Raw genomic sequence first — 18,529 nt, 5'->3', positions numbered from 1 at the left:
CCCGACACATATGCTTGATATTCGCTCGGCCTCCTGTCGTCTAGCGTTGCACGGGCGGCGCTGTCGGCGTTGTTGACGTTGTTGATGATGCTGCCGGTTCGGGCGGCTCCGGTACGCCGTCGGTCTTGCTGCGCAGAACCCGGGGCGTGCCGCGGAAATCAGCCGTATGCAGGGTGACGGGGCGGCGCCAGACGCGGGCGATGTAGGCCAGCACCTGTTCCGCCCGCTCCAGGTCAAGGCCGCGCCCGTCGCGCTGGTGATCGTGGCGCAGCACCAGGCTGCCGTCGTCATTGAGCAGGGTCACGGCGATGCACGGTGCGCCATAGTTGTATTTGGGCGCCAGGATGGCTTCGCGGATGGCCCGCAAGTCGCGGCTGGCCAGGCGCGTTTCGCCATCGCGGCGGCTTTCATGCACGAACAGGCCCAGGCGGTCAGCCAGTTCGCCGTCCAGATAGTTGCGTATGAAACTGCAGTCATCGTCGTCGCGGCAAATCTGGCGCGCCCGCGCCAATCCTTTGCGCTCGATGATGTGTTCCCACATGCAAAAGCCCAGGTGATAGGGATTGACGGCCAGCGCCTGCTGGTGCTCGCCCGCGTAAGGACGCACCACGTCCGAATGCGACTTGATGGCGGACAGATACAAGGCCGGCGGCAGGAAGTCGGCTTCGCGCAGTAGCCGCGCATGCCAGTACGAGGCCCAGCCTTCGTTCATGATCTGGCAGGCGTACACGGGATAGAAGTAAAACGACTCTTCGCGCACGGCCAGGAAAATATCGCGTTCCCAGTCGGCCAGCTCCGGCGCATATTGCGCGATGAACCATAATAAATCGTATTCGGGCTGCGGCGGCAGGAGCGGGCGCTGCGTCACGCGTGCCCGTGCCGCCTCGTGGGCCGCCCGCGCGGCCGCTTCGCCGGGCAGGCGCCGGTAGCGTTGTGCAAAAGGAGCGTCGTCGCTGGTCCTGTCGCGCGTACCCGCCGCACAGGCTGGCCCGGATGCCGCATAGGGCGGGCGGTGCAGCTCGGCGTGGATGTCCACATGCTGTTCCAGCGCCAGTGCCGCGTCGAGCACGGTTTCCACCTGCTCCTGCCCGTGGCGTTGCAGCGCCATTTCGAGACGCTGTGCCCGTGCCGCGCTTTGTTCCAGGATGTGCTGGCCCGCCATCGCGCCGAAACGCAGGAACAGGGCATTGCGGCTGGCAAAGTCGGCGTGGCCCAGCACATGCGCTGTGACGAGGGTGTTTTCCGCCACGGAATTGTGTTCGGCCATGTAGGCATGGCAAGGGTCGCCGGGGAACATGACTTCGAACATATGCGAGTTGCCCATCTTTTGATGCACGAGCTGGTGGATGTAGCGCACGCCGAACGACCAGTGGCGCATGCGCACGGGCAAGCCATAGATGGCGATCTCGGCCATGAAGCTGTCCGGCACCAGCTCGAACTCGACGGGTGCAAATGCCAGCCCCAGTTCCCGCGCCAGCGCTTCAATGCGCGCCGCGTAGCTGTCCAGGCTGGCTATGTCTGCCGTATTGGCCGTGTCGCCGTGGCGCTGAGCGTCCGTCCGGGTCATGGCGGTTCCTCCGTTTCTGCCGCCTCGTGCTGGAAAAAGGTGCGGATGGCCGCCCAGATATCGTCATTTTTGCTGAGGATGCTGCTGTGCAAGGGCAAGCCGCGCCGTTCCTGCTCGGCGCACAGGCTGTGCATTTCCGTTTCCAGGCTGCGCGGCACGCCAGGCACGGTTTCCACATAGCCCATATAGTTGAGCAAGGTGCCCAGTTCGCCCAGGACCAGGCTGGTCGCTCCCCGGTCTTCGCTGAAATTCTCGCCATCGGAAGCATAGAACAGATAGGCGTTGTAGCGTCCCGGCGCGTAGTGTTCCTGCAGCAGCTCCCGGCTCAGGCGAAAGGCGGTGGAAGCCATGGTGCCGCCCATGCCGTTGACCTGGAAGAACTCGGCTTCGGAAAACTCCCACGCCCGCGTCGTATGGGCGATAAAGCGCGTTTCCACGCGCACATATCTGCGGCGCAAGCCCTGCAAGGCAAAGAAAAAGAAGGATTTGGCCAGCTTGCGCTCGGCCTGCGCCATGCTGGCCGACACGTCCAGCACGAAAAACACGACGGCATTCGCGCTGGGGCGGGGCTGTGGCAGCACCTGGCGGTAGCGCAAGTCGTCATTGGTGAAGGGCACGGGTTGCGTTTGCAAGGCGCGCCGCTTGATGGCTTCCTTGACAGTGCGCCGCCGGTCCAGGCCCGAACGGGCACCATGACGGTCCAGGCCGCTACGCACGAGCCGGACTTCATCGATGGCGCCCAGGTGGCGCGGCTTCAGGTGCGGCAGCTCGAAGGCGTCCCACAACCAGTCGAGAATATCGTCGATGGGAAACTCGAGCAGCAGGCGCACCGCGCCCTCGCCATCGCCGCCTTCGCCTTGCGTTCCCGCCCCGCCCGTGGCGGCGGGGCGGGCCGCGCGCAGGAGATCGCCGGGCTGGCCGCCACCCTGGCCCGCGCCCACGCTGCTGCGCGCGGGCGCCAGGCGGAAGCGCGCATGTTCGAGCAGGCGCATGGGCACTTGCACCGTGCGTTGCTGCGGCCCGCCGATCAGGTCAGGCGTGGCGATCAGCTCGGGCAAGTGCGCCTGCACGGCGTCGCGCACTTTCTGGTTGTGGCGCAGCCAGTCGCGCGCGCCGCGCGAGAACAGCCCGTACCACGGCTGGGCCAAGGCAGGCGCGGTGCCCGTTGGCGCTGTCGCGCCGGCGGAATGCACCTTGCTTGCCGTGGCTGGCGAGCCTGCGCGGTCATCCCTTGCCGGAGGGCCATGCTGATTGCCGTTGCCTGGAGAGGTCGTGGCGGACATGGCTATTCCTGCGCCAGCAAGGTGGTTACGTAGTTGAGCGCTTCGCGCGCGCTATGGGCGTCATAGCCGTATTCGTCGACCAGGCGCTGCTCGACGGCCGATATCCTGGACCGCACGTCGTCGTCGGGGCGCTTGGCCGAGCCGACCAGGCGCAGCACGTCGCGCCGCTGCTCAAACAGGTATTGCTGGATGGCGTCGTGCAGTTGCGCATGGCTGCCCAGGCCAAATGGCTCGCCCCGCTTGAAGGCGCTCATGGCCTTGCGCACCACTTCTTGTCGGAAAGACTGCTTGCCCGAGTCGCTGATGTGGATTTTTTCTTCCACGGCGCGCAGGAACCGTTCGTCGGGACGGCGCTCTTCGCTGGTGATGGGATCGCGGATCTGGCGGTTGTCGAGCATGGCTTCGACTTCATCGAGATATTTGTTCAGCAAGTCTTGCGCTTCCTGCTCGAACGACACGAACAGGGCCTTGTGCACGTCAGCCTTGACCCAGCGGTTATAGAAATCCTTGCGCGTGAGCACCAGGTAATCGACCCACTTGCGCTTGCGCCGTGGTTCGATGCGCGCATCGTTTTCGATGCCGTCCTTCAGGGCCAGCAGCACATCCATGGTGGACAGGCTGTTGCGCTGGGCGGAAATGATGGCGTGCGACAGGGCATTGATGACGAAACGGGGCGACACGCCCGACAGGCCTTCGTCGGGCGCCTTGTCGCGCTCGCGCATGCGGCGGATGTCGGCCGGCTGCAAGTCGTCCACGTCTTCGTCGGCGCAGATGCGCAGTTTCTTGACCAGCTCGGCCTCCTTGTCCTCGCCTTCGGGCAGACGGCTGAGGATGGCAAACACGGCCGCCGCATGCAGCACGTGCGGATCGAGGTGTACGTCGCGGAAGGCGGGCGCGGCCGCCAGGATCAACTTGCGGTAGATGCGTGCTTCCTCGCGGTAATTGAGCGTGTACGGCACTTGCACGATGACCATGCGGTCGAGCAGCGCCTCGTTTTCGCTTTCTTGCAGGAATTTGCGAAATTCGGCCAGATTCGTGTGCGCGAGGATGGTTTCGTCGAGATAGATCAGGGGAAAGCGCGACACCTTGACATTCTTTTCCTGCGTCAGGGTCAATAGTAAATAGAGGAATTCCCGCTTGACCTTGAGGATCTCGATCATTTCCAGCATGCCGCGGCTGGCCGCGTATACCGCGCCGGACCACGACCAGGCGCGCGGATCGCCTTCGTCGCCGTACTGTGCCACTTTCGACAGATCGACGGAACCGACCAGGTCGGCCAGGTCGGCCGTGGTGGGATCGTGCGGCGCATACGTGCCGATGCCGCAGCGGCCCGCCTCGGACAGGTGGATGCGCTCGACGGGCATGCGCAGGAAATCGCCTGCGTACTGTTCTTCCAGGCGGGCGCGGCAATGGGGGCACAGTTCGCCCTGCAGCTCGGCATCATAGCTGGCGCGAAAGTCGGCGCGCATGCTGTGCGGCACCAGATGCAGCGGCGATTCGTGCACGGGACAGCCGGCGATGCCGTACAGCGCGCCTTCGCTACTGTGGCTGTATTCTTCCAGCCCCCGCTTGAGCAGGATCACCATGGTCGATTTGCCGCCCGACGGCGGGCCCAGCAATAGCAACATGCGCCGGCCCACCTCGGAGCCGGCGGCGGCGGCTTTGAAGTAGGCGGCAACCCGGTCGATCGCCTCGTCAATGCCGAACAGCTCGTCGTCGAACAGGCGGCAGCGGAAGCGCCCGTTGTCATCGGTCTGGCCGTTCCAGCGCATCATGTCCCACAGGTACTGGTGCGCGCTGCGCGTCAGCAGGGCCGCGCGGCCGGGCAGGATCTGCTCGATGAAGTCGGCAAAACTGCCGCCCCATGGGCGGATGCGGTGTTTTGCCGCCCAGGCCGCCATGCCGTGCACAAAACCCGCATGCTGGCCTGCTTGCTCGCCCGCGGGCGCGTCGTCGTGGCGTGTCATACCAGGGCTCGTCATTGTTTCCCCATCCATACCGTTGCTGCCGTGGAGCAGGCCCGGTTCCAGCCTGTCAGCCAAGTATACGGCGCCACCTCTGGCCGCACGCCTGATCTCGCTCAACCTTGACGAGGGAACTATTTTTATCCTCGCTGCCCCCGTTGGGCAGGGCCGCCATGCGCCAGCGCAGTTCAATCCAGATCAATACCGGCCCGCGCGGTCCGTCCAGACTGATGGTTTGCGGCGACCCACGAGGAGAACATGATGATAGGCAACGAGAATGGTTTCAGCGCCCCGCCTGGCGCCAGCGGCAGGGGACAGAGCGCGGACGATGAAGAGGCCGTCGGCCAATTTTCCGTCCCTGGCGAAGACGATAATACGATCGAGAGCGCGTCCGTCTCGGACGTGCCCGACGCCTTGAGCGGCGTCAGCATGGAATTGCTGGAAATCAAGCGCAGTATCGAAGACGGCATGCGCCAAAGCATTTCCCAGGCGGGCGGCGTGCGCGCGGCCGACGCCTTCAGCGACGGCGGCAATATCCAGGGCGTGTCTATCGGCCTGGGCGAGGGCGCCAGCGACAGTTCGTCCGGCGAACCGGGCTTGCCGGCCCTGACCCTGTACGTGGCCGAGCCCACTTCCGTCGACCGTGCCAAGGCCGCCATCGTGGGAGCCATGGGCGTGCGCGCCGTGTCCAGCGACAGGGTGCCCGTCAACATCGTCGTCACGGGCGTGATCGATGCGCAACCGCACCGCTTCCGTTTGCGCCCGGCGCCGGGCGGTGTGTCGGTCGGGCATTTCCGCATCACGGCCGGCACCATCGGCTGCCTGGCCGTGGGGCGCAGCGCGCCGCGCAACAGTCGTTTGATGATTCTTAGCAATAATCATGTGCTGGCCAATTCCAATGGCGGCGTGTTCAACGACTGCATCGTGCAGCCGGGCCCCATCGATGGCGGCCGCTGCCCGCAAGACCAGGTGGCCGTGCTCGAGCGCTTCGTGCCCATCAATTTCAGCGGCGGCGTCAATTTCGTCGATTGCGCCACCGGCTGGGCCTGGCCAGACCGCGTGCGACCCGAACTGGTCTACCTGAGCGGCGGCGTGCCGGCGTACTTCCGCATCAGCAATGCGCTGGTGGCGCCCGCGCTGGGCATGATGGTTGGCAAGTCCGGTCGCACGACGCAGCTGACGCAGGGCCGCATCACGGGCCTGGGCGCCACCATCAACGTCAATTACGGCGGCGGCAGGATCGCGTTGTTCCAGGACCAGATCGCCATCACGGGCGTCAGCGGGGCGTTCAGCGCGGGCGGCGATTCCGGCTCGTCCATCTGGACGTGGAACCAGCAGCGCAATCCCGTCGGCCTGCTGTTTGCCGGTGGCGGCAATATCACGTTTGCCAACCAGATGCGGAGGGTGGTGGTGGCGCTCGACATCAATTTGTACACCTGAGCCCGCTGCAAGGGCATGGCGCGGCGGCGTTGCGCCGCCTTGCATAACGCTGTCTTTTGCACGATGATGATATTAGTCAAGGGCAGCAGCCACGCATGGTGTTGGCCGGCGAAGCGTGCTGCAACGCCGGATGGCCGGGTGTATCATGGAATGCATCAGGAGGGTGTGTCATGTCAAACAGTAAATTCGCACAATCGCCGTATGCCGTCTTCGAGGACGCCGCCATGCCGTATTTGCCGGATGATGCCTCTGGACAGGGAATGGGCGGCGCGGGCCAGGGATACTACGCCCCTGCCGCGCCCCCGGGCCGCCTGGAAGCGGCAAAGCGGCGCAACGAGCGGGCGCTGATGGCCATCGATGGCGTGGAAGGCGTCAGCCTGGGGCAGACGGCCGTGGGCAAGGAAGCGCTTGTCGTGTATCTGCGCGACGCGTCCGTCAAGCGGCGCGTGCCGTTGCAGGTCGAGGGCTATCCGGTGGAGACGAGCATCACGGGCCAGATCGACATCCAGCGCTGGTAGGTAGGCGAGCCCGACGGCCAGGCCGCCGGGCTGCGCATAGCCGCAGGAAGACCTGTTGCCAGGCCTTCGGCTTCGCTTATCCGCCCGCCTTATTTGCTCAGGCGGCCGATCGCTTCAGCCACGCCCGCGCCATAGGCAGGGTCGCACAGGGTGCAGTTGCCGATGTGGCGTTGCTTGACTTGCTCAGAGGCGCCCGAGATGGCGCGCGCCGTGTTGTCGAACAAGGCTTGCTGCTGTGCCGGGGTCATCAGGCGGAACAGGGCGCGCGGCTGCGAATAGTAATCCTCGTCGACACGGTGGTTCCAGTGGTCGGCCGCGCCCTCGATGCTCAGCGGCGGTTCGCGGAAATCGGGCTGCTCGGCCCATTCCTGCTCGCTGTTCGGTTCATAGCCCAAGGTTCCGCCCTGGTTGCCGTCGACCCGCATCTGGCCGTCGCGGTGATAGCTGTGGAACGGGCATTTCGGCGCGTTGACAGGGATATGGCTGTGGTTGACGCCGAGGCGGTAGCGCTGCGCGTCGCCATACGAGAACAGCCGGCCTTGCAGCATCTTGTCTGGCGAAAAGCTGATGCCGGGCACCACGTTGGCCGGGTTGAAGGCGGCCTGTTCCACTTCGGCAAAGTGATTGTCCGCATTGCGGTTCAGTTCCAGCACGCCCACTTCGATCAGCGGATAGTCGCCGTGCGGCCATACTTTCGACAGGTCGAACGGGTTGAGGTGATACGTGCCTGCCTCTTTTTCCGGCATGATCTGCACATACAGGGTCCAGCGGGGGAAATCCTTGTTTTCGATGCTCTCGTACAGGTCGCGGTGCGAGCTTTCGCGGTCCTTGCCCACCAGTTCCTCTGCTTCGGCATCCGTCAGGTTTTGAATCCCTTGCTGGGTTTTAAAGGTGAACTTGACCCAGAAACGCTCGTTTTGCGCATTCAGGAAGCTGAAGGTATGGCTGCCGAAGCCGTGCATGTGGCGGAAGCTGCGCGGCAAGCCACGGTCGCTCATCACCACCGTGACCTGGTGCAGGGCTTCGGGCAGCGAGGTCCAGAAGTCCCAGTTGCTGTTGGCGCTGCGCAAGCCCGTGCGCGGGTCGCGCTTGATGGCGTGATTCAAATCGGGAAATTTCAATGGGTCGCGCATGAAAAACACGGGTGTATTGTTGCCGACCAGGTCCCAGTTGCCTTCTTCCGTGTAGAACTTCAGGGCGAAGCCGCGGATATCGCGTTCCGCGTCCGCCGCGCCCCGTTCGCCGGCCACCGTGGAAAAGCGCGCGAACATCGGCGTTTTCTTGCCCACTTCGCCAAAGATTTTCGCGCGCGTGTAGCGCGTGATATCGTGCGTGACGGTAAACGTGCCGTGCGCGCCGGAACCCTTGGCGTGCATGCGGCGCTCGGGAATGACTTCGCGGTCGAAGTGGGCCAGCTTTTCCAGGAACCACACATCTTGCAGCAGGGCGGGGCCGCGGGGGCTGGCCGTCTGGATGTTCTGGTTGTCGACTACAGGCGCGCCAAAGGCGGTGGTCAGCTTTTTCATTGGACTCTTTCTTTCATGGCTAGGCAGAGCAATGGACGCACCGGCGCTACTCAAACACTGGCTGGGTTGAATGAACACTCACCGGGGCTGGTCCAGAGTAAAATTTCTAAAATGCAAACCAGTGTAAACCTTTTTGTGCGAGACGGCTTGCCACGCCGCCCATGCAAGCACAGGCGGCGTCCTTGTATCATAAGCGCTGATTGGCTGCCGCTCCCGCACGCTTGCAAGTTACAAGTATATAAAGACAGGCCTAGCTCACGCCACTGGCCTTTTGTCCAGATTTTAAAACCCAGTTTTTTAAAAACGGTTCCAATTGTTATGCCGGTGTTCCGTCGCTTCCTTCATCAGGTGGCCGGCGCGCAGGGCGTCGTCCGCCTGCACCGTCATGGCCAGTTCCTGGATGGCGGGCGGGTATTCATGGTGGGTCGCTTCCTCCAGCAATTCGCGGCCCCTGGCCAGGTTGCGCGGCACGCCGCGGCCTTCGCGGTAGGCGTTGTACAGCAGGAACATGGCGTGTGGATTGCCCAGCTCGCTGGACTTGTCCAGCCAGCGCGCCGCTTCACCTTGATCTTTCGGCACGCCTTCGCCATTTGCCGCCAGCAAGCCCAGCATCAGGGCCGCCTTCGCGTGGCCCTGATGTGCCGCTTGCCGGTACCACAGCCAGGCATGGCCTGGCGTGGCGGCGCGCAGCATCTGGCCCAGCTCGAAGGCCGCTTCCGTGTCGCCCGCGCGGGCTGCCTGTTCGAACAGGCTCAGTGCCTCGGCGCGGCGTTCGGGACGGGGCTGGTAAATCAGCGCCAGTTCGCGCTCGGCGACTGGCATGTCCTTGCCGGCCCAGCCGCGGACCTTGCGCTCGGCCTGGCGGTCGCCCGCCTGGCGCGCATGCATGGCGACGGCTTCGATTTCCGCCGCCGTGGGCGGTGGCGACGCCTGGCAGGCGGCCAGGGCTGCAGCCAGCACGACGGCGGGGAGGGAGAGTGCGTGTTTCATCTGGATTACCTTTCATCAAAACAGGCCGGAACTGCGCTTGTTCCGGCCCTCGGACCTTATTTGCTCAGGTCGATGCGGTACTTGGCAAAGCCGCTGGCGTCGAGGCCGCCTTCGGCCGCCACGTTGCTGATGCCGCTGCCTTGCGCCAGCGCCAGATGGCCCGGCGCCGAGCGCAGGATCACGGGACCGGCCGTGGCCGTCTTGACGAAGCTCCAGCTGCGCGCGCTGCCATTGGCCGCCAGCGTGACCTTGCCGCCTTTGGTACTGAGCGACGCCAGGTAGTTGCTCACCACGGCCTGGTTCGCATCGGGCGACTTGATGATGGTCTTGCTGCCATCGATGCCAGGCACGGCGCCGCCGCCACCGGCGCGGTAGTCGTTGGTGGCGACGATGAAGTCATCGCCATCGGCCACTGGCGCACCCTTGTACGTGAGGTTGACGATGCGGCTGCCCGGCTTTTTCGTCACGTCGATCTGGTACGTCAGCGCATTGTTTTCCGCATAGAACACGTCATAGTTATAGATCGTGCCATACGACGGCACCAGGTCCTGTTCGGCCGTGGCGCTTGGGTCGATCTGGTTGAATTGTTTGGCCGACGTTTCCAGCCACGCCTTCAAGTCCGCCCCCTTGATCTTCACGGCTTGCAGGTTGTTATTGCTATACAAATACAGGTCGCCCGGATTGCGCACTTGCAAGCCGACCGGCGCGGCAGGGGACGCGCCCGCGGCCACGTCCGTGAAGTCCGACGGCCCGTTGCGGCCTGCCTTGAATGGCGCGCTGCAGGAAATGACGGGGATGTTCTTGTAGCTGGACAAGGTGGCATCCGTGCTGGTGGCAATGAAATTTTTCACGTAATCGAGCTGCGCCTGGTTCACCAGCTGGATGGCGCTCACGTCGCCCACCAGCGCAAAATAGGCGGACATCTCGAAATCCGTGCTGATGCCCAGCGGCTGCTTGGCGTAGGCGATGGTGGCTGCGTGCTCGGTGGCCACGAGAGGAGCGATGGCCGGGTCGGCTTTCACGAGGGTCTTGCCATCCGTGTACTTGAAGCCGCGCGATTCCACCGTCGTCTTGGCCGGCTGCACCACCCACTTGCCGCCCTGATAAGCCATCGTCAGCTTGATGATGCCCAAGCGGCGACCCCAGCTTTGCGCCATGACGGTGGGCACGCCGTTCACAAAGCCGTTGACGGCGTCGATCTTGGCGCTGGCGGGGAAGGCGGCAAACGAGGCGTCCAGGGCGGCCGCGCCTTCTTCCTTGCCTTTCGGGAAGATCAAGTGCGAGTGGCCGATCATCAGCGCATCGATGCCCGTGCTGGTCAGGTGATAGCTGCCGTTTTCCATCTTCGGGCTGTAGGCGCTCGTGTCCAGGCCGCCATGCGACAGGGCCACGACGAGGTCGGCGCCCTTGTTGCGCAATTCCGGCACGTATTGTTTCGCCGCTTCCTGCACGCCCGTCACGCTGACTTTGCCAGCGAGCACTTTTTGATCCCATTCGAGGATTTGCGGCGGAACAAAGCTCAGCACGCCCACATTGATTTTCACGGTCAGCTTGCTGCCATCGGGCGCCGTGGCGGCGAAATCGCGGGGCAGCAGGGTGTAGGGCTGGAAGATGGGTTTGCCGCTGGACACGCCGACGACATTGCTCAGCACGGAAGGGAAGGCTGGCGCGCCGCACGTGCCCGTCGGCTTGGCCACGCCGGGAATGCCGAAATCCGTGTTGGTGATCTGGCTCAGGTAGGGCAAGCCATAGTTGAATTCATGGTTGCCCATGCCGCCCGCATCGTATTTCAGCGCGTTCATGGCCTTGTGCACGGCCAAGGTGCCGCTGCAAGGCACGGGCGCCGCCACGGCCTGCAGGTCGGCCAGCAAGGTGCCCTGGATGACGTCGCCATCGTCGAGCAGCACATTGTTCGGATTTTCCGCGCGCGCCGCCTGGATCAGGGTCGACGTGCGTTCCAGGCCCAGGCTCGTGTCTTCCGCCAGCGCATAGTAGTTATAGCTGAGGACATTCGAGTGGATGTCCGTGGTTTCCAGCAATGCCACGGTGACCGTCGTGCCTTCGGGAATGGCCGGTGCCGCCGGCGTATTTGAACTGCCGTTGCAAGCAACGAGACCCACACTTGCCAGCGCCGCCAGCATGACCCAATTTGTTTTCATTACCGCCCTCGGAGAGATTCAAAGGACGCGACTGTAACGCCGCCATATGACGCGGCGATGACAGCCGTGCAAGGCGCATGGAATCAGGGCTGCGCGCAGGCGGCCACGGCCTTGGCTAGCCAGGCCGCATCGATGGCGCCCAGGCGCCGGATGCAGATCCGATGTTCAGAATTTACAATCACTGTGTACGGCAAGCCATTGATTTGATTGTCAAAGATGGGCAGCAAGGCGGGCGCGGCCAGGGCCTGGGGATAGCTGGCCGGGTGGCTGCGCAGGAACGCTTGCGCGGCCGCCCGCGTGTCGATGGCGATGCCGATGACGGGGAGTGTCGGCTGGCTGGCGGCGTGGGCGTTGAATATCGGCAACTCCTGGATGCACGGCAGGCAATTGCTGGCCCAGAAATTCAGCACCACGGCCCGGCCGTGGAATTGATCAAGGCGCAGCTTGCCACCGGCATCCAGGCGGGGCAGGTCGAAGGACAGCGGTGCGGCAGCTGCATGGCCGGCCAGCAAAAGCAATAACGCCGGCCAGCGTGTCATTGTGGCACCACGGCCGCGTCCGTCATGCGGTAATACAGGCCCATGGGATCGCTGGCCAGTACCTTCAGCTTGCCTTGCACGATGAAGGGCGCATAGCTAAATTTCACGGGTGTCCGGCTCTTGATTTCCACCACGCCTTCCGGGCCGGCCGGCAGGCAAAAGGGACAGCTGGCCGAGGTGACGGTCAGCAGGAAGTGTTTCTGCTTCTGGCCAGGTTCCAGCGGCATCATGAAACCTTGCACTTTCACGTCAGTATTGTCGAGCGCGCTGATTTCCGGCGTGTATTTCGGCACCATGCGGCCCTTTTTCGCCTTCACCGTGGTGGCCTGACCCAGCAATTTCCACGAGACGACGCCGGGCAAGTCCGTCAAGGGGGCGAAGAACGACGGCGGCTCGTCGGCGGGGGCCGCTGCGGCGCTGCCGGCCAGCAGCAGTCCAGCACCCAATAGCATGATTTTCAGCATGTCTTTCCTTTCAGGGACGCGCCAGGGTGGCCGCGATATCGGTGCGGTAGGCGCGCGCGGCGGGAATGGCGGCGGCCAGCAAACCCACTGCCACGGCGATGACGGGCAGCCACGCTTCGCCGGGGACAATGCGCCAGGCTTGCAGGTTCAGGTCCTGCATCGATGCCAGCCAGCCCAGCAAGCCGACGGCCGCATGGCCCAGCAGCCAGCCCAGCGCCGCGCCCGTCAATGACAGCAACAAGCCTTGCGCCAGCAGCAAGCGCAGCAGTTTGGCGGGCGAGGCGCCCAGGGTGCGCAGGATGGCCAGGTCGGTCTTGCGCTCTTCCAGCGCGCCGTACAGCGCCACGAACAGCGACAGGGCCGCCACCAGCAGTACGCCGGCGGCAATCGCCCGCAGCACATCGATGCCCACGCCCAGCAGGTTGAACAGCCGTGCCGCCTCGAAAGCGGGTTGCGCCGCCTGCAGCCGGGCCTGACTGTTCACCCAGCGGGGCAGGCTGATGGCGGCCAGGGGAGATGCGTATTGCACCAGCACGGCAGTCAGTTCGCGCCCGGGCGCGGCCGCTGGCACGGCTGGCTGCTCATCGGGGTCCGTTTCATGCACTTGCCATACGGAAGCGACGGGCGTGAGGATCAGCCGGTCCAGCACCGTGCCCGTGGGCGCCAGGATGCCCGTCACCGTGTAGGGCGCGTGTTCGTGCACTTCGCCGCCCGCCGCCAGTCCGTGCGAGCCGGCAAAGCTGGCGCCGAGGGTGGCGCCCGTGTCGCGGGCGGCGCTGGCGCCGAACACGGCTTGCATGGCTTGCGTAAACAGTTTTCCTTGCGCCAGGCGCGCGCCATAGTGGTCCAGCAGCGCCGTCGTGCTGCCGACGATGCGGAAACCGTGGAAGTTGTCTCCCAGCGCGAGCGGGATCGCGGATTTCACCAGCGGCTGCGTGGCCAGCGCCGCCAGCGCGCCGTCGGGAATGTTACCGGTCGGAATATCGGCGTGATACACGGACGACAGGATCAGCTGCAAGGGCGAGCCTTTCGCGCCCACCACCAGGTCGATGCCTTGCGCATCGCGTTCGGCGTGCTCTTCCAGCTGGCTCGATACGCCGAGTATGAAGGTCATCATGGCGATGCCGATGGCGACCAGCAGCAGGTTCAGGCTGGACGCCAGCGGCTTGTGGCGCAGGGCGCGCCAGGCCAGAGTGGCCGCGTTCATGCCGCACCCCTGGCGCGGGGCAGGCGCAGCACGAGAGCATCGGGCAGGGCGGCCAGCACCCTGGCGTCGTGGCTGGCAATCACCAGCGAGGCGCCAACTTGCGCGGCCTGGCAGGCCATCAGGGTGACGACGGCGGAGCAGGCGGCGTCGTCGAGGTTGTCCGTCGGCTCGTCGGCCAGGATCAGCCGTGGGCGCATGACGACGGCGCGCGCGATGGCGGCCCGTTGCCGTTCACCGCCGCTCAGGGCATGCGGGTAGGCATCGAGCTTGTTGGCCAGACCCAGCTGGCCCAGCAAGCTGGCCGCGCGGGCCGGATCGGGCCGCTGGCCGCTGGCGTAGGCAGGCAGCAAGACATTGTCGAGCACGTTCAAGCTGGGCACCAGCGCCAGTTGCTGCGGCAGCAAGCCGATGGCGCGGCCGCGCCAGCTGTCGCGCTGGCGTGGCGTCAGGCCGGGCAGGGACGTTCCCGCCACGTCGAGGCGGCCGGCCTGGGGCGCCAGGATGCCGGCCAGCAAATGCAGCAAGGTCGATTTGCCGGAGCCGGACGGCCCCAGCAGCAGCGCGTGGCGCCCGGCGGGCAAGTGAAAGGCGGCGATATCGAGCACGGGGCAGGCTGGATCATAGCCATAGGTCAGGGAGGCGAGGTGGAGCATGGAATTCTTTCGGGTGGCTAGCTGGCAAAGATTGCTGCACAAATGCAACTGAGCTGCATTATAATTCAAACGCAATCGACTTGCATTTAAAATGCGACCGTCCATTGCCTCCCTCAATCGACTCCATCCGAAGGAATCCCATGCCCCAGCGCAAACTCCCCGTCACCGTCCTGTCCGGCTTTCTCGGCGCAGGCAAGACCACCTTGCTCAACCACATACTGCGCAACCGCGAAGGCAAGCGCGTGGCCGTCATCGTCAACGACATGAGCGAAGTCAATATCGACGCCTCGCTCGTCAAGGACAGCGCCGCGGCGGCCGGCGCGGCCCTGTCGCGCACGGAAGAAAAACTCGTGGAAATGTCCAACGGCTGCATCTGCTGCACCCTGCGCGACGATCTGTTGCAGGAAGTGCGGCGCCTGGCCGCGGAAGACCGCTTCGACTATCTGTTGATCGAATCGACGGGCGTGGGCGAGCCGATGCCCGTGGCCGCCACCTTTGACTTCGAGGACGAGCACGGCGACAGCCTGAATGACGTGGCGCGCATCGACTGCATGGTCACCGTCGTGGACTGCGCCAACCTGCTGGCGGATTTCCATAGCGAAGACAGCCTGGAGCAGCGTGGCGAGATCGCGGGCGAGGGCGACGACCGTCAGCTGGCCAACTTGCTGACGGAACAGATCGAATTTGCCAATGTCATCGTCCTCAACAAGGTCGACATGGTCGATGCGGCCGAACGCCTGCGCGTGCTGGCCATTTTAAAAGCCCTCAATCCCGGCGCGCGCATCATCGAAACCAACCAGTCCATCGTGCCGCTGGACGCCATCCTGGGCACGAACTTGTTCGACCTGGAGCAGGCGGCCAGCATGCCGGGCTGGGCCCAGGAATTGGCCGGCAGCCATACGCCGGAGACGGAAACGTATGGCATCAGCAGCTTCGTCTACCGGGCGAAGGAGCCGTTCCACGCGCAGCGCCTGCATGACTACATTGCCCAGCCGATCAAGGGCGTGGTGCGCAGCAAGGGTTATTTCTGGCTGGCCAGCCGTCCCGAATGGGTGGCCAGCCTGTCCGGCGCGGGCAAGCTGATGAATATCGAACCCGTGGGCCTGTGGTGGGCCTCCGTGCCGAAGGAGCGCTGGCCCACGGACTCCGCCTCCCTGGCGGAAGTCAAAGCGGGCTGGAGCGAAACGTATGGCGACCGCTACCAGGAGCTCGTCTTCATCGGCCAGGACATGGACCAGGCCGCCATCGAGGCGGACTTGAAGAAATGTCAACTCAACTATACGGAAACGCGCCAGGGCATGGCCGCCTGGCGCAAGCTGCCCGACCCGTTTCCCCAATGGCAGCGCATGGAAGAACTGGAAGATTAACCATCGATAGGAAAGAATATGACAGAACTGATCCCCGTTACCATCATCACGGGCTTTCTCGGCAGCGGGAAAACCACCTTGCTCAAGCGCATATTGCAGGGCGATCACGGCGTGCGCATCGCCGTGATCGAAAACGAATTCGCCGCCGAAAGCATCGACCATGGCTTGCTGGTGCAAGACAGCGACGAGCAGATCGTGGAAATGAACAATGGCTGCATCTGCTGCAGCGTGCGCGGCGACCTGATCCGCATCCTGGGGGAATTGCACGCCAAACGAGAATCCGGCACCATCGCCTTCGACCACGTGATCATCGAAACGACGGGCCTGGCCGCGCCCGGCCCCGTGGCGCAAACCTTCTTTGCGGAGCCGTCCGTCAGCGAATTCTACATGCTCGACGCCATATTGACGGTGGTCGACGCGCGCCACGCGCAGCAGCAATTGACGGCGCACAAGGAAGCGCAGGAGCAGGTGGGCTTTGCCGACCGCATCCTGCTGTCGAAGACGGACCTGGTCAGCAAGGACGCACTGGCCGCGCTGCGGCAACGGCTGATCGCCATCAATGGCCGGGCCAGCATCCAGAAAGTGCGCTTTGGCAATGTGCCGCTGCGCGATATCCTGAACATCCGTGGTTTCAACTTGAACGCCATCGTCGAGCTGGAGCCGGATTTCCTCGGAGAACTGGGGCACCGCCATGGCGACGGCGTGCAATCGTTCGTCTACCATCAGTCCCAGCCCCTGGATCTGCTGCAGGTGGAAAATTTTCTTGATGCCGTGGTGCAGCTGTTCGGCACCCAGCTGATGCGCTACAAGGGCATCTTGTATGTTGCCGATATGCCATGCCGGGCCGTATTCCAGGGCGTGCACATGCTGATGGGCTCGGAACTGGGCGCGCCGTGGCGCGACGGCGAGACGCGCGCCAGCAAGATGATCTTTATCGGCCGCGACTTGCCGCGGGATATGCTGACGCGGGGCCTGGACCGTTGCGTGTCCGGCGTCGCCAGCCCGGCCAGCATGATGGCCGAGGTGATGGCCGGGGCGGCGGCATGAGCGTGGAAGCGGGCTTGCCCGCCCTGGCGTTGATCTTTCTGCTCGGCATGCGGCATGGGCTGGAACCGGACCACCTGGCCGCCGTCGATGGCCTGACCCTGCGCAGCCAGGCCGCATCGCCGCGCTGGGCGCCGTGGATGGGCGCGCTGTTTGCGCTGGGGCATGGCGTTACCGTGCTGGCCATCGTGGCCGTGGCCGCCGTGGCATCGCAGCAATTTTCGCCATCGCCAACCCTGTTCGGCTGGCTGGAATGGCTGCCCATCGCCTTGCTGCTGCTCATCGCCGGCATGAATGCGCGCAGCTTGCTGGCCGGCGCGCAACTGGCCGAGGTGCGCGGGCGGCTGCTGCCACGCTGGCTGCGGGGCGCATCCGGGCCACTCGCCGCCATCCTCGTCGGCATGCTGTTCGCGCTGGTCTTCGACACGGCCCTGCAGGCAGCCGCCTGGGGCTATGCGGCCGTCGCGCTGGGCGGCATGCAGCCGGCCTTGCTGACCGGGCTGGTGTTTGCCGTGGGCATGGGCGTGACGGATACCTTCGATGGCTGGGTCACGGCAAAAGTCATGCGCACCGGCCAGGCGGCTATCGTGCGCGCCTTCCGGCGCCGCCTGGGCTGGCCCATCGTCGCCATCTGCGTGGCCATGGCCGCCTACATGGTTGCCGGCAAGCTCGATTCCGCCTGGTCGCTGCCGGAAAGCTGGACGGCGGCCCTGGGCGCGGCCATGGTATTGCTGATGGCGGCCCTGTACGGCTGGACCTTGCTGGGTTTGCGCCGCGTGCGTGCCTGAGGCGGGGGCGTGGGTATAATGGAAAAAAACTGCCGGATTCCACCATGCCCGCACCTGAAATCGTCATTCGCCTGCTGACGCCGGCCGACACCGCCGCCTTTTGCGCGCTGCGCCTGCGCGCCATCCTCGATTCGCCCAGCTCGTTTTCCTCGTCGCGCGAGGATGAACTGGCGCGCACGCCGGAAGAACACGCGCAGCGCATCGCCGGCGGCCCGTTGCACCGGGCGTTTGGCGCCTTCGATGGCGAACGCCTGGTCGGCTTTGCCGGCTTGCGGCGCGAATCCATGCGGCAACTGTCGCACAAGGCCTTGCTATGGGGCGTGTTCGTCGATGTGGCGCAGCGGGGAAAGGGCGTGGCGCGGCGTCTCGTGAACGCCTGCATCGAGCAGGCCGGGACGGATCCTGCCGTCATGCAAGTGCACTTGAGCGTGAATGCGGAAAACAATGCCGCCTTGCGCCTGTATGAATCGCTGGGATTTATCGCGTACGGCACGGAACCGCGCTCGATGCGCGTGGGCGACTTGTTTTACGACGAGCATCACCTGGCTTTATTGATCAGGTAATGCTGCTGCCGATTACTTGCAGCGCGGGCACAGCCCCTTGATCAGGTAATCGACTTCGCCGCCGCTGAAACCTTCCGGCAACAGCACGGGCGGGGGCAGCTTGACTTCATTGAAGCAGGTGACGTTCGCGCATTTGGTGCACTGGAAGTGCGCGTGCTCGTGCGCCTGGTGGCCTGCGCCCGCGCTGAAGCGCCACACCTGGTCGGCACCGGCGATGCGGTGCACCAGTTCATTTTCCGTCAGCCATTCCAATACCCGGTACAGGGTGACGGAATCGATATCGCTGTCCTGCGACAGCGCCTGCTGGATTTCATGGTGGGTCAGCGAACGGCTTTGCGCCATTAAAAAGTCGAGCACCTTCACGCGCGTCTTGGTGACGCGGGCGTTGGTGTTGCGGATCAGCGATTCGGCTTGCGGTGTAGAAGATGATGTCAACATGATAGGCCTGCTTGCGGGG

17 protein-coding genes are annotated in these 18,529 nt (G+C 64.5%); 6 read left to right on the top strand and 11 right to left on the bottom strand.

Features of this window, described 5'->3' with window-relative positions; all coding sequences use genetic code 11:
* Positions 1-40 precede the first annotated feature (40 nt).
* From IGS58_RS13225 to IGS58_RS13215, 3 genes are read right to left on the bottom strand one after another with little or no spacing between them, the layout of a single operon-like run.
* Complete coding sequence (locus tag IGS58_RS13225; RefSeq protein ID WP_230521660.1) at positions 41-1,567, bottom strand: SpoVR family protein; 1,527 nt, start codon at positions 1,565-1,567, stop codon at positions 41-43.
* Positions 1,564-2,850, bottom strand: a complete 1,287-nt coding sequence (locus IGS58_RS13220) for a DUF444 family protein (RefSeq protein ID WP_230521659.1) — start codon at positions 2,848-2,850, stop codon at positions 1,564-1,566. The genes IGS58_RS13225 and IGS58_RS13220 overlap by 4 nt, the downstream gene beginning before the upstream one ends.
* Positions 2,851-2,852: 2 nt before the next feature.
* The gene (locus IGS58_RS13215) at positions 2,853-4,817 is read right to left on the bottom strand and encodes a serine protein kinase (protein ID WP_230521658.1); all 1,965 of its coding nucleotides are present in this window, start codon (positions 4,815-4,817) and stop codon (positions 2,853-2,855) included.
* Between the two features lie 255 nt (positions 4,818-5,072).
* Between IGS58_RS13215 and IGS58_RS13210 the strand changes: the two genes are divergently transcribed.
* Both IGS58_RS13210 and IGS58_RS13205 read left to right on the top strand, forming a co-directional pair.
* A complete protein-coding gene (locus IGS58_RS13210) occupies positions 5,073-6,254 on the top strand; it encodes a S1 family peptidase (RefSeq protein WP_230521657.1) in 1,182 nt (393 codons plus the stop codon).
* A gap of 170 nt (positions 6,255-6,424) precedes the next feature.
* On the top strand, positions 6,425-6,772 hold the full coding sequence (locus tag IGS58_RS13205) for a hypothetical protein (RefSeq protein WP_230521656.1): 348 nt from the start codon (positions 6,425-6,427) through the stop codon (positions 6,770-6,772).
* Between the two features lie 89 nt (positions 6,773-6,861).
* On the opposite strand, the gene IGS58_RS13200 is transcribed toward IGS58_RS13205, so the two are convergent.
* The 7 genes from IGS58_RS13200 to IGS58_RS13170 form a co-directional block, all read right to left on the bottom strand.
* Positions 6,862-8,298, bottom strand: a complete 1,437-nt coding sequence (locus tag IGS58_RS13200; protein WP_230521655.1) for a catalase — start codon at positions 8,296-8,298, stop codon at positions 6,862-6,864.
* 297 nt (positions 8,299-8,595) lie between these two features.
* Positions 8,596-9,288: a tetratricopeptide repeat protein gene (locus IGS58_RS13195; protein ID WP_230521654.1), complete on the bottom strand. Its 693-nt coding sequence runs from the start codon at positions 9,286-9,288 to the stop codon at positions 8,596-8,598.
* A gap of 56 nt (positions 9,289-9,344) precedes the next feature.
* Positions 9,345-11,447 (bottom strand): bifunctional 2',3'-cyclic-nucleotide 2'-phosphodiesterase/3'-nucleotidase, encoded by a 2,103-nt coding sequence (locus tag IGS58_RS13190; protein WP_230521653.1) that lies wholly within the window; start codon positions 11,445-11,447, stop codon positions 9,345-9,347.
* Positions 11,448-11,530: 83 nt separating this feature from the next.
* Positions 11,531-11,986: a TlpA family protein disulfide reductase gene (locus tag IGS58_RS13185; protein WP_230521652.1), complete on the bottom strand. Its 456-nt coding sequence runs from the start codon at positions 11,984-11,986 to the stop codon at positions 11,531-11,533.
* Positions 11,983-12,450, bottom strand: a complete 468-nt coding sequence (locus tag IGS58_RS13180) for a DUF3299 domain-containing protein (RefSeq protein ID WP_070254407.1) — start codon at positions 12,448-12,450, stop codon at positions 11,983-11,985. The genes IGS58_RS13185 and IGS58_RS13180 overlap by 4 nt, the downstream gene beginning before the upstream one ends.
* Before the next feature lie 10 nt (positions 12,451-12,460).
* A complete protein-coding gene (locus IGS58_RS13175; protein WP_230521651.1) occupies positions 12,461-13,657 on the bottom strand; it encodes an FtsX-like permease family protein in 1,197 nt (398 codons plus the stop codon).
* Positions 13,654-14,310 (bottom strand): ABC transporter ATP-binding protein, encoded by a 657-nt coding sequence (locus IGS58_RS13170; RefSeq protein ID WP_230521650.1) that lies wholly within the window; start codon positions 14,308-14,310, stop codon positions 13,654-13,656. Before IGS58_RS13170 ends, IGS58_RS13175 begins: the two co-directional genes overlap by 4 nt.
* A gap of 140 nt (positions 14,311-14,450) precedes the next feature.
* Between IGS58_RS13170 and zigA the strand changes: the two genes are divergently transcribed.
* From zigA to IGS58_RS13150, 4 genes are read left to right on the top strand one after another with little or no spacing between them, the layout of a single operon-like run.
* Positions 14,451-15,677 carry a zinc metallochaperone GTPase ZigA gene (gene zigA / locus IGS58_RS13165; protein WP_230521649.1) on the top strand — a complete coding sequence of 409 codons (1,227 nt, stop codon included), beginning with the start codon at positions 14,451-14,453 and terminating at the stop codon, positions 15,675-15,677.
* An 18-nt stretch (positions 15,678-15,695) separates the two neighbouring features.
* The gene (locus IGS58_RS13160; protein WP_230521648.1) at positions 15,696-16,724 is read left to right on the top strand and encodes a CobW family GTP-binding protein; all 1,029 of its coding nucleotides are present in this window, start codon (positions 15,696-15,698) and stop codon (positions 16,722-16,724) included.
* A complete protein-coding gene (locus IGS58_RS13155; protein WP_230521647.1) occupies positions 16,721-17,509 on the top strand; it encodes a HoxN/HupN/NixA family nickel/cobalt transporter in 789 nt (262 codons plus the stop codon). Before IGS58_RS13160 ends, IGS58_RS13155 begins: the two co-directional genes overlap by 4 nt.
* 44 nt (positions 17,510-17,553) lie before the next feature.
* A complete protein-coding gene (locus IGS58_RS13150) occupies positions 17,554-18,072 on the top strand; it encodes a GNAT family N-acetyltransferase (protein WP_230521646.1) in 519 nt (172 codons plus the stop codon).
* Between the two features lie 12 nt (positions 18,073-18,084).
* Here the strand turns inward: IGS58_RS13150 and IGS58_RS13145 are convergent, their stop codons facing one another.
* Complete coding sequence (locus tag IGS58_RS13145) at positions 18,085-18,510, bottom strand: Fur family transcriptional regulator (RefSeq protein WP_034787417.1); 426 nt, start codon at positions 18,508-18,510, stop codon at positions 18,085-18,087.
* Positions 18,511-18,529 lie beyond the last annotated feature (19 nt).

This window comes from Janthinobacterium sp. EB271-G4-7A (assembly GCF_020858075.1).
In the GTDB taxonomy this organism is placed as follows: Bacteria; Pseudomonadota; Gammaproteobacteria; order Burkholderiales; family Burkholderiaceae_D; genus Janthinobacterium; species Janthinobacterium lividum.
The sequence above is the reverse complement of the archived record's forward strand: the minus strand, read 5'-3'. Positions and strand labels throughout refer to the sequence as shown.

Excerpts from the sequence above, each read along its gene's own strand:
- IGS58_RS13225 (WP_230521660.1), bottom strand. The coding sequence starts at position 1,567 with ATGACCCGGACGGACGCTCAGCGCCACGGCGACACGGCCAATACGGCA.
- IGS58_RS13220 (WP_230521659.1), bottom strand. The coding sequence starts at position 2,850 with ATGTCCGCCACGACCTCTCCAGGCAACGGCAATCAGCATGGCCCTCCG.
- IGS58_RS13215 (WP_230521658.1), bottom strand. The coding sequence starts at position 4,817 with ATGACACGCCACGACGACGCGCCCGCGGGCGAGCAAGCAGGCCAGCAT.
- IGS58_RS13210 (WP_230521657.1), top strand. The coding sequence starts at position 5,073 with ATGATGATAGGCAACGAGAATGGTTTCAGCGCCCCGCCTGGCGCCAGC.
- IGS58_RS13205 (WP_230521656.1), top strand. The coding sequence starts at position 6,425 with ATGTCAAACAGTAAATTCGCACAATCGCCGTATGCCGTCTTCGAGGAC.
- IGS58_RS13200 (WP_230521655.1), bottom strand. The coding sequence starts at position 8,298 with ATGAAAAAGCTGACCACCGCCTTTGGCGCGCCTGTAGTCGACAACCAG.
- IGS58_RS13195 (WP_230521654.1), bottom strand. The coding sequence starts at position 9,288 with ATGAAACACGCACTCTCCCTCCCCGCCGTCGTGCTGGCTGCAGCCCTG.
- IGS58_RS13190 (WP_230521653.1), bottom strand. The coding sequence starts at position 11,447 with ATGAAAACAAATTGGGTCATGCTGGCGGCGCTGGCAAGTGTGGGTCTC.
- IGS58_RS13185 (WP_230521652.1), bottom strand. The coding sequence starts at position 11,986 with ATGACACGCTGGCCGGCGTTATTGCTTTTGCTGGCCGGCCATGCAGCT.
- IGS58_RS13180 (WP_070254407.1), bottom strand. The coding sequence starts at position 12,450 with ATGCTGAAAATCATGCTATTGGGTGCTGGACTGCTGCTGGCCGGCAGC.
- IGS58_RS13175 (WP_230521651.1), bottom strand. The coding sequence starts at position 13,657 with ATGAACGCGGCCACTCTGGCCTGGCGCGCCCTGCGCCACAAGCCGCTG.
- IGS58_RS13170 (WP_230521650.1), bottom strand. The coding sequence starts at position 14,310 with ATGCTCCACCTCGCCTCCCTGACCTATGGCTATGATCCAGCCTGCCCC.
- zigA (WP_230521649.1), top strand. The coding sequence starts at position 14,451 with ATGCCCCAGCGCAAACTCCCCGTCACCGTCCTGTCCGGCTTTCTCGGC.
- IGS58_RS13160 (WP_230521648.1), top strand. The coding sequence starts at position 15,696 with ATGACAGAACTGATCCCCGTTACCATCATCACGGGCTTTCTCGGCAGC.
- IGS58_RS13155 (WP_230521647.1), top strand. The coding sequence starts at position 16,721 with ATGAGCGTGGAAGCGGGCTTGCCCGCCCTGGCGTTGATCTTTCTGCTC.
- IGS58_RS13150 (WP_230521646.1), top strand. The coding sequence starts at position 17,554 with ATGCCCGCACCTGAAATCGTCATTCGCCTGCTGACGCCGGCCGACACC.
- IGS58_RS13145 (WP_034787417.1), bottom strand. The coding sequence starts at position 18,510 with ATGTTGACATCATCTTCTACACCGCAAGCCGAATCGCTGATCCGCAAC.